The sequence below is a fragment of the Acinetobacter sp. TAC-1 genome (assembly GCF_029025845.1).
Taxonomy (GTDB): Bacteria; Pseudomonadota; Gammaproteobacteria; order Pseudomonadales; family Moraxellaceae; genus Acinetobacter; species Acinetobacter guillouiae.
Map to the genome: position 1 here is coordinate 1,115,531 of NZ_CP118892.1, position 14,974 is coordinate 1,130,504.

The window sequence follows — 14,974 nt, forward strand, 5'->3', positions numbered from 1 at the left end:
AAGTTCATTTGATCAAATATTATTCAATCACTCTCGGAACGAGGTACAAACCATCCTGAGTTGCAGGAGCAATGGCTTGATATTCTTCACGATGGTTCGCTTCAGTCACGACATCTGGACGAAGTGGTTGCGGATTATCAAATGGGCTCTTAAGTGGCTCAACACCATCGGTATTGATCGCTTTTAAGGTCTCCATCATCCCTAAGATTTTATTTAAACTTTGAGCATATTCAGCAGATTGCGTATCATTCAGCGACAATCGAGCAAGATTGGCGATTTGTGATACAGTTTGTGCATTTAATTCTGCAGAATGCTGAACATCTGAACTTGACATGATGTCTCACCTAATCAGTTTTAAAAAAATTCAAAATATCGTGCGTTATAATAAGCGATTGACTTGTTCAAATCATCACATTTAGTTAAAGTTGCCATCTTGCGTCCATATAAAGTTTAAACTGAGAACGACCCGTGATTCTAAAACGACTAATTGGCTTGTTTTCGCCAGATCTCGCCATTGATTTAGGTACTGCAAATACACTTATTTATGCACCAGGAAGGGGCATTATATTAAACGAACCGACAGTTGTGGCGATTCGTCACAGTGGTTCGCAGAAAATTGTTGCAGCTGTGGGTTTAGATGCTAAGCAAATGCTTGGTCGTACCCCAGCCAATATTTCTGCAATCCGTCCGATGAAAGATGGTGTTATTGCAGATTTCGAAGTTACTGAAACCATGTTAAATCAATTTATTGGTAAAGTGCATGAAAAACGTTTATTTCCACCTGCACCTCGTGTAGTGGTATGCGTACCATGTAAATCAACATTGGTAGAACGCCGTGCGATTCGTGAAGCTGTGTTTAACGCAGGTGCACGTGATGTACGTTTGATTGAAGAGCCTATGGCTGCTGCGATTGGGGCGGGTATGCCTGTTGAGCAAGCGTGTGGTTCTATGGTCGTAGATGTGGGTGGTGGTACAACTGAAATTGCCATCATTTCCTTACAAGGTTGTGTGTACGCAGATTCTTTACGTATTGGCGGTGATGTTTTTGATGAACAAATTATTAACTATGTACGTAAAGCACATGGTTGTGTAATTGGTGAAACAACAGCTGAAACTATCAAAAAAGAAGTGGGTATGGCTGTTGCTGACGGCACAACTTTAGAAATTGAAGTTCGTGGTCGTAACCTTGCTGAAGGTGTACCGCGTGCTATTACGGTAACTTCAGATGAAATTACCCAAGCGATTTCTGATCCATTACAAAGTATTGTTTCTGCTGTGAAATCAGCACTTGAGCAAACTCCACCTGAGTTATCTTCTGATATCGCAGAGCGTGGTATTGTGTTGACAGGTGGTGGTGCATTACTGCGTAACCTCGATAAGTTGCTTGCCCAAGAAACAGGTTTACCTGTTGTTGTAGCAGAAGATCCTTTAACTTGTGTAACGCGTGGTGGCGGTAAAGTCTTAGAATTCTTTGACAATCCAAACCATGATATGCTTTTTGTAGGCTAAACTATACTCGATTAAGTTTAAGGATGAGGCGGTGCAACCGAATCTCTTTTCAAGACAACCGCCATCTTTTCGCTCGTTCATCATTGCGGTCATCACTTGTTTGGTAGTGCTGTTTTTTAACTGGCGCATGCCACAAGTGATTCAACCTGCAAGAGATGTCTTGTATGCGGCATATAATCCAATTTATGCCTTAGCAAGCTATCCTGTATTGTCGAAAGAATGGCTAAATCAACAAACTAAATCTGAGGCTCAGTTACGTCGTGAAAATACTGCGATGCAAGCTGAATTGCTTCAGGCTCAAGTACGTCTGCAAAAACTCTCTGAACTTTCTGCTGAAAATACCCGTTTACGTGGTTTGCTCGATACACCATTGATTATCGATGGGCGTATGGAAATTGCAGAAGTGATTGGAACCGATGCTGACCCATTGCGCCATATCATTATCATTAACCGTGGTGAAGCTAATCATTTAAAAGTCGGGCAAACCGTTTTAGATGATAAAGGTATCATGGGGCAAATCATCAACGTCTATCCACATAGTAGCCGTGTCATGTTGCTTTCCGATAAAGAACATTCTTTATCTGTACGTTTAGAAAGCTCAGGTATGCGCGCCATCGTGACGGGAACTGGTGATTTAGGACATTTGAAAATGGAATATGTTCCAACAAGTGCCAATATCAAAGTGGGTGATAAAGTTTATAGTTCAGGTTTGGGGCAACATTTCCCAGCAGGCTATTTGGTCGGTTCTGTATCTAAAGTTATGCGTCATAACACGGGTGAGTTTGCGCAAATTGATGTGGTTCCCGCTGCACAATTAGCAGGTGGTCATCATGTTGTGGTACTTTTCTCTGATTCTTTAGCGATGGAGCAGCCAAATGTTGATCGCTAAGAAATTACCTTCTGAAAAGCAACGTAAAGATCCATTATGGATTATTGTTGTCTCAATTATTATTGGTTCAATTTTAGTGGTTTATCCGATGTCCTATGCATTAGCAGGATGGCGGCCACTGTATATGTTTTTAATCATGCTATTTTGGGTGCTGTGTCAGCCTACATGGTGTGGAATTTGGTTTGCATTTACCATGGGGCTATTTACTGACTTATTGTTAGATGCACCTTTGGGGATGAATGCATTGAGCTATGTGTTGATTGCATTTTTAACTCGCTATTTTATTCGAGAAAGACGTGTACTGACATTTAGTAATCTTTGGATTATTAGTATGTTTGCAATTCTTGCGCATTTGGTCTTTACCTTTATGGCACAAGTGATGGCAGGTACGCATTTTTCGATTACCCGTCATTGGCAAACATTGGTTTCGAGTATTTTTTGCTGGCCAGTTCTTTATTATTTATTAAGAAGATGGCGCATTTAATTCTGGCCTCAGGCTCACCAAGGCGTAAAGAGCTGCTTTTACAAGTGGGCTTGGATTTTAGCATCCACAGCCCAGATATTGATGAATCTGTCTTGGAACATGAACAGATTGAGCAGTATGTACAACGTTTGGCTGAAAGCAAAGCCAAAGTGGTATTGGCGTTGCATCCACAAAGCACTGTTATTGCAGCAGATACAAGCTTGGTTTTTGCCAATCAAATTATTGGGAAACCAACATCTAAGCAGCATGCTTTTGAAATATGGACATTATTGTCAGGTCAAAAACATGAAGTGTTGACAGGTGTTTGTGTTGCAAATGCACATCAATTATTGAGTGTCGTGGTTCGCACGGAAGTTGAGTTCCAACAATTCAGTCTGAATGATATGGAAGAATATTGGGCTACAGGTGAACCTTTGGGGAAAGCTGGCGCATATGCAATTCAAGGCATTGCGGCAAAGTATGTGACAGGTATAAAGGGTAGTTATAGCAATGTGGTTGGGCTACCGTTGCATGAAACCATACAGTTACTTGATCGTATAGATCAGCGCAGTTGAGGCACTAAATTAACTGCTGAAAAGAATTTTTATAATGTTTTGAGTTTAGTTATGTCTGACGAGTTATTGATTAACGTCACACCTATGGAATGTCGTGTGGCGCTAATTCAAAATGGTACGGTCAACGAACTGTTTGTTGAACGAACTGTTAAACGCGGGTTAGTCGGGAATATTTATAAAGGAAAAGTTGTCCGTGTACTTCCAGGGATGCAAGCAGCCTTTGTCGATATCGGGTTATCTCGTACTGCATTCTTACACATCAATGATATGATTTGGCCGCGTAATCAACCTACGCCAAATGTCTTTGAGTTATTACAACCTGGTCAAATTCTGACGGTTCAAGTGATGAAAGACATGTTGGGCACCAAAGGTGCGCGACTCAGTACCGATCTTTCTATCCCATCTCGTTATCTTGTCTTGATGCCATATGGCAGTCATATTGGTGTATCGCAACGGATTGAGTCTGAAGAAGAACGTGACCGTTTACGCTCGATGATTGAAAGAATTCAAAGCGAGCATAAGTTGCCGGGTTCAGTGATTGTACGTACAGCCGCTGAAGGAATTGAAGAGGCTTCAATTGCTCAAGATATGGCATATTTAGCCAAGCTTTGGGAATTTATTCAGAAAAAACAAAAAATTATTGCAGTTCCTTCGTTGATTTTTGAAGAGCTTCCTTTACCACAACGTGTTATTCGTGATTTAGCCAATGATGATACGGCAACGATTTATGTCGATTCACGAGAAATATATGCCAAGTTGCAAGAGTTCGTTTGTGAATTTGTACCGAGTATGGAAAGCCGCTTGCAGCATTATCCTGGTGAGCGTCCACTTTTTGATTTGTACAATGTCGAAGAAGATATCCAAAAAGCATTACAAACCCGTGTAGCTTTGAAGTCAGGTGGTTATCTGATGATCGACCAGACTGAAGCGATGACCACAATTGATATCAATACAGGTTCGTATGTCGGTGGCCGTACGCTAGAAGACACTGTGTTTAAAACCAATATGGAAGCGACACAGGTGATTGCGCGCCAATTACGCTTACGTAATTTGGGTGGCATTATCATTATTGACTTCATTGATATGCAGGAAGCTGTACATCGTGAAGAGGTCATGAACCAGTTTGATAAAATGCTGGAACGTGACCATGCAAAAACCAAGATTACCCAAGTCTCTGAACTTGGCTTAGTTGAAATGACACGTAAACGTACGCGTGAATCATTAGAGCATTTGTTGTGTGAATCATGTCCGACCTGTCAAGGGCGCGGATTTGTGAAAACAGCAGAGACAGTATGTTACGAAATTTTTCGAGAAATCTTAAGATATACCCGTGCTTATGAGTCTAAGAGTGGCTTTACTGTTATCGGTCATCCATCGGTGATTGATCGCCTATTAACTGCGGAAGCCCCAGCTGTCGCGGATTTAGAGCATTTTATTAATCGCGTGATTAAATTCCAAGTCGAAAATTTATACACGCAAGAGCAATACGATATCATTTTGAGTTGAAATTGTAACAGGATGTCGTTAAACAGTTGTTACATCTGAAATTTTACTTTTTCAACTGATTTCACAATACTAGATTACAAAGGTAGCCAAAGACTTTCTCCCTTTCACAGTCTTAGCAAGTGAGGTCATAAAATGAGTGTAAGTGAACAATTAATCAGTCGTAGTATCAAGCATGTGTTGGAAAGCCAGCCTAAAAATACATGTGTTATGTTAGATGACAATGGTCAAGAAGTGAAAATCACCAAAGACATGGTGGTTAATGTCTGTCATCAACTGTTAAATAAGTGTCGTAATGTTAAAGATTAAGGGGCATATATTAGCCCCTTAATTTTTGAATCAATTTATGTTTTTATCTCTCAAGCAACACTAAAATCAATTATAAAATCCTATACTAACTTTCGTGCTGCAACAGATTCCTTCGCTACATCTTGAGTATCCATTTTTGTCTTGGCTTGAGCGTTTGGCTTTTTATCGGCGAGTTCTAGTGCATTTTTCTCTGCAATAATTTGCTCAAACTTTTGGATTTCATTTTCCAAATGCGTGAGAAGATTCTGCAATTTAGGTAGAGATTTACGGCAACCCGTTAAACCGACTTCTAATTTATCTAAATAACTGGTCATGGTGATATTGAGTGCCTGACCATCCAAAACAATAGAAACAGGGTAGAGAGCATCTAATTTAGCGCCATTCCAATACAAAGGTTCACGTGGTCCAGGTACATTGGAAATGATTACGTTAAACGCCTGACGTTTTGGCATAAGTCCTGATGCAATATTCACACCTGCCGCACCAAAAACGAAAGCACTATAATTTAAGATTTGATCAGAGCTCATACGTTTAAAACGATTTTTTGCATTTTGTACACTGCGTTTAATGATGTCTAAACGCTCTAAAGGACTTTCTTTATGTGTACCTAAATTTGCCAAAATCATGGTGATACGATTACTCATATCTGAGTCATCATCACGTAATGAGGCAGGAACCATCGCAATCAGCGGTTTTTTCGGTAAAGCTTCTTGTGTGATTAAATAATCACGTAATGCACCTGCACACACCGCAAGTACCACATCATTAATCGTAACACCAAGGGCTTTGGAAATATCTCTAAAACGATCAAGTTCAAAAGACTGAGCAGCGAAACGACGTGATGAACTTACTCGTTGGTTAAATAAACTACTCGGGGCTTGAAAGCTTGAAACATAATCGGGGTTTTTCCCCATTTCTTTAAATACAGTTTGGAACAGCTCTTGAGTCACTTTAGGTGCTGCTTCAACTTGCCCTTTTAAGGCAGAGAATATTTTTTTAGCTTTATCCAGTTTGGTTTCTTTTAAACGTTTTGCTCGTTTACCTTCGACACACCAAGGCGGAATAATGGTTTTGGAGTCAGCATCTTTTGAAAATGATTTTTCCACCAGACGCATACCAGCCACACCATCAATCATGGCATGATGGATTTTAAAATACATAGCAAAGCGATTGCCTTCAATCCCTTCAATAATATGACAGGTCCAAAGCGGCTTTGCTCGGTCAATCAACGAACTGTGTTCTTGTGAAATATAAACCAATAATTCACGGATACGTCCCGGATGAGGTAATGCGATATGACGGAAATGATGGTCGATATCAAACTCTTCGTCTTCATCCCAAAACATGCCACTTAAGCGGTTGTTAAAGGGTGGAACAGGAATAGATTTTGAATTACGAATATCTGCAACAAGATCTTGAATGAAGGTAGAAGGCGCATGTTCTGGTATTTCAAATAAGAATAACCCACCAACATGCATGGGTTGTTGACGTTTTTCTAAATTTAAAAAAATAAAATCAATAGGGTGTAATGGGCGCATAGTCTTGGATTGCCTCACTGCAATTTCTACAACAACTCTTTTATGAGCTGGTGAATTGTTAGAATTATAGAACCGTGTAACTTGGGTCTGTTGATCATTCGTCCATGTTTACAACGATGTGATGTTGGAAAACATCAGGTACATCGTTACATTTTGTGTTGCCAACAATGCAGCGCTTTGTTGGCATTCTGGGTATAGCTAAAATTTCTCAGTTTGAGTGATGAAACCTGAAAATAGTCTCACTATTTTTTCATGCCTTTGCCTACTCAACTTTAGCCTATAACACAAGCTATAGATGAAATATCAACAAACCTTAGTATAAAACTTTTCTAAGCGTAAAATCCAAGCATTTCGATGAACGTTAAGTTAATAAAAATTCATGAGTTTTAATGAGTTTTCCTGATATTACTTTTTTAAATTGCCTGCGTGTAAGCCACATTCTTTATGTGTTGCTTCTTCCCACCACCATCGACCTTCGCGTTCATGTTGATTTGGCAATACTGGACGGGTACATGGTTCGCAGCCAATTGAGATAAAGCCTTTTTCATGTAATGGATTATAAGGAATCTCCATCATACGAATATAGTTCCATACATCCGCACTTGACCAATTGGCTAATGGGTTGTATTTAATCAGTTGTTTGCCTTCACCAGAAAAACCGCTATCCGCTTGAATGACGGGGATTTCCGTACGTGTGCCTGGACTTTGATCTTTGCGTTGTCCTGTAATCCAACCATCTAAAGTGGCTAATTTTTTACGTAGTGGCTGAACTTTTCGGATACCACAGCATTCTTTATGGTCATCTTGATAGAAGCTAAATAAACCTTTTTCATTGACCAACTGTTGAACGGCATCGGCTTCTGGAAAGCAAATCTCAATTTTAATCCCATAGTGCTTACGTACGGTTTCAAGAAATTGATAGGTTTCAGGGTGTAAACGCCCTGTATCTAAACTAAAAACACGAAATGGTTTACCTAAATTGTGTGCCATATCGATAAGAACAACATCTTCTGCGCCAGAAAATGAAATTGCAATTTCACCTTGCTGAGAAAGCGCAAGTTCTAAAATTTCAGAAGGTGATTTGTCGGCATACTCAGTCGCAAGTGCGTCCACAAGATCTATGGTTGGAATGGCGGTCATATCTGCTCCTGGCAGTTAGCTTGAAGCTACAATTTTCGTAAACATGTTCAAAAGATATTTGAATTTAAGCATTTTGGCAAAAATTAGCGCAATTCAACTTATGTGAATTGCTGCTTTTGACGATCCAGATATTTTAAAGTAAATGAAATATGCTACTTAGCAGATTAATTAAAATGCTTATGAATAAAACAGATTTGTAAATATTGACAAGTCTTATGTATAACCAAATGAAATGGGTTTGCTGTAAAAACTTTCAGCATTCTTTTTAAACTTTAGTGCTATGATAAGCCCAAAATTTTTAACTGACATTTGGGAGAACCCATGGAAATCGTATGTCTTGATCTTGAGGGTGTATTGGTACCAGAAATCTGGATCAATTTTGCTAAAAAAACAGGAATCAAAGAATTAGAAGCAACAACTCGTGATATCCCTGACTACGATGTGTTGATGACTCAACGCTTAAATATTCTTAAACAGCATGGTCTAGGCTTAAATGACATTCAAGCTGTGATTGCAGACATGGGGCCATTTCCGGGTGCAAAAGAGTTTGTAGAATGGTTACGTACCCATTTTCAGTTGATTATTCTTTCAGATACATTTTATGAGTTTGCACATCCGTTGATGCAACAGTTAGGTTGGCCAACAATTTTCTGTCATAAATTAGAAACTGATGAAAATGGTATGATCACTGCGTATAAATTGCGCCAACCTGATCAAAAACGTGAAGCTGTAAAAGCCTTACATGGTCTAAATTACCGTGTAATCGCAGCAGGCGATTCGTATAACGATACAACCATGTTGGGTGAAGCTGATCATGGTTTCTTATTTGACGCGCCTGAAAATGTGATTCGTGAATTTCCACAGTTCCCGCCAATTCATGGTTATGACGCACTGAAAGAAGCAATTCGTAAAGCATCTATTCGTGATATTCCAGCTTAATCTAAGATTTAAACCCAAAGGCGCTCAATGCGCCTTTTGTTTTGCTTTGATTTTTAACACGCTTTAATGAATGTTCTGTTTATTTTTAAACGCAAAAACAAACGCCAAGCTGGCTAATAAGATAATCATACAAATATAGACATCTGCAGTAAAAATTAAACCTACTTTATTGACAAAGTATCCAGCAATAATCGCAGGTATACTAAAGGCCAAATAGCTTTCAACAAAAAATGCGGCCATTAAACCTGCACGTTGTTCAGGTAAAGCTAAGGGCATAACAGCACGAATTGCACCCATAAAACCTGTACCAAAGCCAACCCCTGTTACTACAGCACCAATAAACAATAAGATTGGTTGCACCAGATGAATGCCAAGCAAAATAACACTTGAGCCCGAGACAATTGTAATCGCAGCAGTGATTAAAATTTTAAATGTGTGTGCATTGCGCAAAGTTAAAATCCCAACAGCCCCTGAAACTGATAGAGTAATAAACATCATGCCATTCAACCATGCCGATTGCACATGGAAAGCTTGAGCCAGCAATGAAGGCATTAACGAGAGGAAGAACCCACTAACCATCCATAACGAGATATTAATTGGACTTACAATTAAGAGTGCTTTTCGGGTTTGTACTGGAACAGTCAGTTGCGGTTTTAATGATGCCAAAGCACCCACACGTTTAGTTGCGGTTTCAGGGCTAAAAATGGCGATAAATGTGGTAGATACAAAAAGAAAGATGAGTATTTCAAAAATAAGTGTCAATGGAACAGTCGAAAACTCTAAAACAATACAGGTCATCAGCATACCCGCAGCCATACCAAGCATTGGAGAAATACTATTAATTAAAGAACCCTGTGTTTTACTCAGATCAAGCAAAGCTGCTCCAAACGTAGATGCGGCTAAAGCCGTGGCAATACCTTGCAAACCTCGTGCGATAAACAGCATTTCGATATTGGATGCAAACAAGAAAAAGCCCATGGACAGAATTTCTAAAATCAAAGCCACAAAAATAACCGGCTTACGTCCAATATAATCAGACAATGATCCTGCCACCAATAAGGTTAATAGCAATGCAAATGCATAGGTGGCAAAAATAAGCGTTAATAAAACAGGAGAAAAATGGAAGTGTTGTTGATACAAGCGATATAACGGTGTTGGTGCGCTTGAGGCTGCCAAAAAGGCCATTAGGGTAAAAGTATGTGTGTACAGTGCAGCATTATGGCTTAATTTATAGGAAGTCACTTGACGATTAAAATTAGGGTTGCGCATAATCAACATGTACATAAAAGCTATTAATTAGCTTTTATACCGTATTTTGGATTAAACACAAAGGTTTAGCTAAGATGATTTTTGATTAAAGCTGTTCTTCAAGCATTAACCCATTGATAGATTTTCATTTATAGATTTGTAGTGATTTACTGATGACGAAAGTGATTACAGGTTTGCGTCCCGGTGGGCGCAGTGCACGAATACAAGCTGCAGTTCATAATGCTGTGCAAACATTACAGCACAATGTTGCTGTGGCAGATTTGACGATTCCGATGATTGCTGAATATGCAGGAGTCACCCCCTCTACGATCTATCGACGTTGGGGAGATTTATCTCAACTGCTTGCGGATGTTGCCTTTAATATTTTACATCCAGACAATGTGCCTGCGGATCTTGGGAGTTTTAAACAAGACTTATATGCATGGATGGAGCAATATTTTGAGGAATATGCCTCACCCGTTGGGCGTACAATCTTAAGCGATATTGTGGCGGAAAATGATTCGCCGACCTCTGGTAAGTGTTATGACTTTTTGATTCAACAGTTAGACATTATTCAGCAACGTGCCCAGCAAAGAAATGAAACAAGCATCGACAATCAACTGATTATTGAAATTGTGATTGCACCCATGTTGCATCGGATTCTATTTACCGAACAAGAATCGAGTTTGGACTATATTCACCACTTATTAGCGCGTTTGTTTAATTTTGCGGATGTCTTAAAAAACACGACATCCGATTTTGAGTCGTAAACAGGTGCAATCATTTCGGCTTTGAGAAAAACTTAAAGCGCGCCTCGAATCAACGGATAGACATTATCGAGTAGAATTTTCTGTGCAGTTGCATTGGGATGGATCAAGTCTTTTTGCATCAAACTTTTATTGCCTGCAATTCCATTCATAAAAAACGGATGCATTTTTACTTTGTATTGTTGGCTTAGGGTTTGGTAATTTTTCTCAAAAGCTTGGCTATAAGCTGCACCATAATTTGGTGGAATTTTCATTCCCAATAAAATGACCGTGGCTTGGCTTTTTTGGCTTTGTTGAATTAATTGCGCAAGATTTTTTTGAATCATTTGTGGCGGTTGACCGCGTAGACCATCATTGCCACCCAACTCAATCACCACAATATCAGGTTTATGGCTTTGTAATAGTTTTGGAAAACGCGCCAAGGCACCACTGGTGGTTTCACCACTTACACTGGCATTGACCACATTATGTTGTTTGGGAAATTGTTGGTTTAAACGTTGCTGTAGCAAGAAAACCCAGCCTTGTTGAGGGCTAATACCATAACCCGCACTTAAGCTATCACCTAAAATCATGATCGTTTTTGCAAAACTACTAACGGGCAACAGACAGATTATGCTAAAAAATAAACAATGAATTAGATTTTTCATCATTTTCAAATTTAACAATTTTTTGATTTGCATATAAGGTACTTTATGATGTCTAAGGTTCAGGATGATTCAACTTCTCCCATCATGCCACAAGTGATAATTTCTGCACAGCAACTTACACAAAAGATAGAATTACCTCATCAAACGCTTACAATTTTTGAAAATCTAAATCTTAATATTTATACAGGTGAACAGGTCGCGATTACTGGACGTTCTGGTTCAGGAAAATCAACTTTATTGGGCATCCTTGCTACTCTCGATCAAGCCAGTGCAGGTCAACTCAGTGTTTGTGGTGAAGCGATTGAGCATTTAAACGAAGAACAACGTGCGTTGATTCGGCTTCAATATATTGGTTTTGTATTTCAATCTTTCCAGTTGCTCCCACATCTCTCTGCCTTAGAAAATGTGATGTTACCATTACGTTTACAGAAGAATTTTAACTATGCACACGCAGAACAAAAATCCTTAAGCTTATTGGCCAAAGTCGGTTTAGAACGACAAAGCCAGCAAACCCCGAAAGTATTGTCTGGTGGGGAGCAACAACGGGTTGCCATTGCACGAGCTTTAATTTCTGACCCCAAAATTATTTTTGCCGACGAACCTACAGGCAATTTAGATGAACATACTGCATTTGAAATTGAACAACTCTTGTTTGATTTAAATAAAGAGCTCGGTACAACTTTAGTGCTTGTCACTCACGATTCGCAATTGGCCGCACAATGCCAACGTCATTATGAATTAAAAGATGGTCAATTGATTGAACATGTGCAGACTCCTCAATCGAATGAGGTGGTGTAATGTTGACCTTGTTTAAACCCTTATTTAGGCAAAGTTTTGCCAGTTCAGGCATATATCTGCTGATTATTGCATTAAGTTTAGCCATTAGTGCGACCACCGCATTAAAGTTTAGTAATGATCAAGTCAAACAGGCAGTGACCTTACAAGCTGCCAAAATGCAAGCTGCAGATTTACAGCTTAGTGATACAGATCCGATTGACCAACAATGGATCAAACAGGCTAATGATTTAAAATTAAAACAGTCCCATGTCACCATTTTTGGTTCAATGGCCTCTACGCAGGATCAGTTTGTTATGGTCAATGTGAAAGCCATTGACACAGCATTTCCCTTACGTGGTGAATTAAGGATTGCGCCAAAACAAGCCTTACAAAGTGGTGGGGTTTGGTTAAGCAAACGCGCACAAGAATTATTAAAATTAAACCTAGGCGATAGCGTTCAAATTGCCAATGGTCAGTTTAAAGTTACTGGTATCATTGAACATGATTCAAATCAAGAATTAGGCTTTTCTGCCTTTTCGCCAACCGTGATTATCTCTCAAGCAGATGTTGCAAAAACGGGTGCAATTCAAGTTGGAAGTCGAATTGAATATCGTTTGTTGATGGCAGGGGATGCGGAGTCGATTGCAACATATCAGCAATTTTTTAAGACTTTTAAAGCGCAAGAAAAGCAAAATGTGAATCCAAAGATTGCACAAAATTCGGATGCAGATTCAGCTTTAAGTGCATCAAGTGCCAATACATTGACTGAAAATCAGCCAGCAACACACTCACAAACAGATCAATCCATACAAGATCAACAAAATGCGGATAATGAATTAGATGCACAAAGTAATTTAAGACTACGTAATGCAGATGAGGGCAATTCACGCTTACTTAAACCAATTGAAAACCTCGATACTTTCTTACAATTGGCCAATATTCTGACGATTCTTTTATGTGGTTTAGCCATCGCTTTAACCAGTCAGCGTTATGTACAGCAGAACCAAGATCATATTGCGCTGATGCGTTGCATGGGTGCAACGAAACGGCAGATTTTTCAAACCTATCTCGGGTTGCTGAGCGTTGTTATTTTAATCGCCATTGTCATTGGCAGTATTTTAGGACTGATTTTAGGTTATTCATTATTGCAATTGATGTTGCAGATGATTCCGAACCTAGAGTTGCAATTTTCAATGTTGCAGATGCTGGTTGGTCCTTTACCTATTGCAATTTTTACCAGTGCAATTGTATTGATTGGATTTATTTTACCGAGCTTGTGGCAACTGTTAAATACACCGCCTATTCGGGTGATACGCCAACAAGAAAAGTCGGCACGTTCAATGTTGTGGATGATGGCTACAGGTTTAGTGAGCTTAATTATTTTTAGTTTGGTCTTGACCGAAAATCTGATACTTACTGCGTTGGTGATGGGTGCAGTCATTGTGTTAACAGGTTTGTTATATGCAGTGGTTTGGATGATTTTAAAGACTTTAAAATCAATGAAAAATAGGCTCTCAGCCTATATCCGAACCCCTTCGCAAACCGCTTTACAAATTACCGCTTTGGCATTGGGTTTAAGTCTGATCACGGTACTTGCTGTATTGAGAACTGATTTATTAGAGCGTTGGCAGCAACAATTGCCTGAGGGGACGCCTAACCAGTTTATTTATGGTCTACCACCATTTGAACTGGAGGCTTTTAAACAACAATTGGCACAGCAACACTGGAAAAGCACACCGTTATATCCCAATGTAAAAGGGCGCTTATTGGCAAAAAATGGTCAAGCTTTTCCTGCCCAATTGGTGAAAACCAATAATTCTTTACGTCGTGAGTTAAATCTCACCCAAGCAGATCATTATCCACAAGACAATATCATTGTTGCTGGAGAGGCTCAATTGACTCAAATTGGGCAGGTGTCTGTAGAGGCCAAACTGGCTGAAGAATTGGGTATTAAAATTGGTGATCGTTTAACCTTTAGTTTGCCTGAAGGAAATTTGAACGCGCAAGTTGTGAATTTGCGTACAGTGGAATGGCAAAGCTTTAGCCCAAATTTTTTCTTTATTTTTACCCCAAAGACGTTAGATGAAAACGCAGGTAGCTATTTAGGGAGCTTTTATGTGCCGCCGAGTGAAAAAATTAAGATGGTTAATCTGATTCAGCAATTTTCCAATACGGTCTTTATTGACGTCACTTTAATTTTTGATGAAATTAAAAACTTGGTTTCTGTGTTGGTTAAAATCATTACGGTTTTGGCAGTATTGGTGAGTTTATCTGGCTTTTTGGTACTGATTGCCTGTATCAATTTGCTGATGGATGAGCGTAAAAAAGAAGTGGCATTGTTACGTTCTTTTGGTAGTTCAAAGCGTCAGTTAAAAAATATGATGAGTTTTGAAATCGGTTTTATTGGATTATTGGCGGGAATCGTTTCCTGTTTCTTTGCGGAGGTGATTAGTGCCGTTGCCAGTTATCGTATGGAAATGGTGATGCAATTACATTGGGAAATTTGGTTGATTTTACCAATTTCGATGGCAGTGTTGTGTGCATTGATTGGGCGTTACCGATTGAGCTATTTATCTGAAATTCCACCATTGCAAAGTCTACGAGAGTTGAATTAAACCGCTTTGTTTAAGTGGTTTTATCTGGCTGTTTAATTTCAGTTGAGTCTTTAAA

General features: G+C 39.3%; 15 protein-coding genes. 10 read left to right on the top strand and 5 right to left on the bottom strand.

All coding sequences use genetic code 11. The features are described 5' to 3' along the window. Positions 1-19: 19 nt before the first annotated feature. A complete protein-coding gene (gene gatC, locus PYV58_RS05125) occupies positions 20-334 on the bottom strand; it encodes an Asp-tRNA(Asn)/Glu-tRNA(Gln) amidotransferase subunit GatC (protein ID WP_004717422.1) in 315 nt (104 codons plus the stop codon). A 134-nt stretch (positions 335-468) separates the two neighbouring features. Between gatC and PYV58_RS05130 the strand changes: the two genes are divergently transcribed. From PYV58_RS05130 to PYV58_RS05155, 6 genes are all read left to right on the top strand, one after another. Then, the gene (locus PYV58_RS05130; RefSeq protein WP_004717418.1) at positions 469-1,509 is read left to right on the top strand and encodes a rod shape-determining protein; all 1,041 of its coding nucleotides are present in this window, start codon (positions 469-471) and stop codon (positions 1,507-1,509) included. A gap of 31 nt (positions 1,510-1,540) precedes the next feature. Beyond that, the gene (mreC, locus tag PYV58_RS05135; RefSeq protein WP_004717416.1) at positions 1,541-2,398 is read left to right on the top strand and encodes a rod shape-determining protein MreC; all 858 of its coding nucleotides are present in this window, start codon (positions 1,541-1,543) and stop codon (positions 2,396-2,398) included. After that, positions 2,385-2,882: a rod shape-determining protein MreD gene (gene mreD / locus PYV58_RS05140; protein WP_004717415.1), complete on the top strand. Its 498-nt coding sequence runs from the start codon at positions 2,385-2,387 to the stop codon at positions 2,880-2,882. The genes mreC and mreD overlap by 14 nt, the downstream gene beginning before the upstream one ends. Further along, a complete protein-coding gene (locus PYV58_RS05145) occupies positions 2,870-3,436 on the top strand; it encodes a Maf family nucleotide pyrophosphatase (RefSeq protein ID WP_034610773.1) in 567 nt (188 codons plus the stop codon). Before mreD ends, PYV58_RS05145 begins: the two co-directional genes overlap by 13 nt. 51 nt (positions 3,437-3,487) lie before the next feature. Then, positions 3,488-4,942 carry a ribonuclease G gene (gene rng, locus PYV58_RS05150; RefSeq protein WP_034610776.1) on the top strand — a complete coding sequence of 485 codons (1,455 nt, stop codon included), beginning with the start codon at positions 3,488-3,490 and terminating at the stop codon, positions 4,940-4,942. A gap of 132 nt (positions 4,943-5,074) precedes the next feature. After that, positions 5,075-5,248, top strand: a complete 174-nt coding sequence (locus PYV58_RS05155) for a PA1571 family protein (RefSeq protein ID WP_004717412.1) — start codon at positions 5,075-5,077, stop codon at positions 5,246-5,248. Positions 5,249-5,328: 80 nt separating this feature from the next. On the opposite strand, the gene PYV58_RS05160 is transcribed toward PYV58_RS05155, so the two are convergent. After that, the gene (locus PYV58_RS05160; protein WP_034610781.1) at positions 5,329-6,786 is read right to left on the bottom strand and encodes a wax ester/triacylglycerol synthase family O-acyltransferase; all 1,458 of its coding nucleotides are present in this window, start codon (positions 6,784-6,786) and stop codon (positions 5,329-5,331) included. Between the two features lie 405 nt (positions 6,787-7,191). Next, on the bottom strand, positions 7,192-7,926 hold the full coding sequence (locus PYV58_RS05165; RefSeq protein WP_004717410.1) for a phosphoadenylyl-sulfate reductase: 735 nt from the start codon (positions 7,924-7,926) through the stop codon (positions 7,192-7,194). 321 nt (positions 7,927-8,247) lie between these two features. On the opposite strand from PYV58_RS05165, the gene thrH reads away from it, so the two are divergent. Then, positions 8,248-8,865 (top strand): bifunctional phosphoserine phosphatase/homoserine phosphotransferase ThrH, encoded by a 618-nt coding sequence (gene thrH, locus PYV58_RS05170; protein WP_004717409.1) that lies wholly within the window; start codon positions 8,248-8,250, stop codon positions 8,863-8,865. Positions 8,866-8,928: 63 nt separating this feature from the next. Here the strand turns inward: thrH and PYV58_RS05175 are convergent, their stop codons facing one another. Next, complete coding sequence (locus tag PYV58_RS05175) at positions 8,929-10,134, bottom strand: MFS transporter (RefSeq protein WP_034610881.1); 1,206 nt, start codon at positions 10,132-10,134, stop codon at positions 8,929-8,931. A gap of 152 nt (positions 10,135-10,286) precedes the next feature. Between PYV58_RS05175 and PYV58_RS05180 the strand changes: the two genes are divergently transcribed. Then, positions 10,287-10,883, top strand: a complete 597-nt coding sequence (locus tag PYV58_RS05180; RefSeq protein ID WP_275059715.1) for a TetR/AcrR family transcriptional regulator — start codon at positions 10,287-10,289, stop codon at positions 10,881-10,883. A 32-nt stretch (positions 10,884-10,915) separates the two neighbouring features. Here PYV58_RS05180 and PYV58_RS05185 read toward each other — a convergent pair whose 3' ends face one another. Then, complete coding sequence (locus tag PYV58_RS05185) at positions 10,916-11,527, bottom strand: arylesterase (RefSeq protein WP_085942776.1); 612 nt, start codon at positions 11,525-11,527, stop codon at positions 10,916-10,918. Positions 11,528-11,575: 48 nt separating this feature from the next. Between PYV58_RS05185 and PYV58_RS05190 the strand changes: the two genes are divergently transcribed. Then, on the top strand, positions 11,576-12,325 hold the full coding sequence (locus PYV58_RS05190; protein ID WP_034610789.1) for an ABC transporter ATP-binding protein: 750 nt from the start codon (positions 11,576-11,578) through the stop codon (positions 12,323-12,325). Beyond that, entirely contained in the window at positions 12,325-14,919 is a 2,595-nt protein-coding gene (locus PYV58_RS05195; protein ID WP_034610791.1) for an FtsX-like permease family protein, read from the top strand. The genes PYV58_RS05190 and PYV58_RS05195 overlap by 1 nt, the downstream gene beginning before the upstream one ends. Positions 14,920-14,974 lie beyond the last annotated feature (55 nt).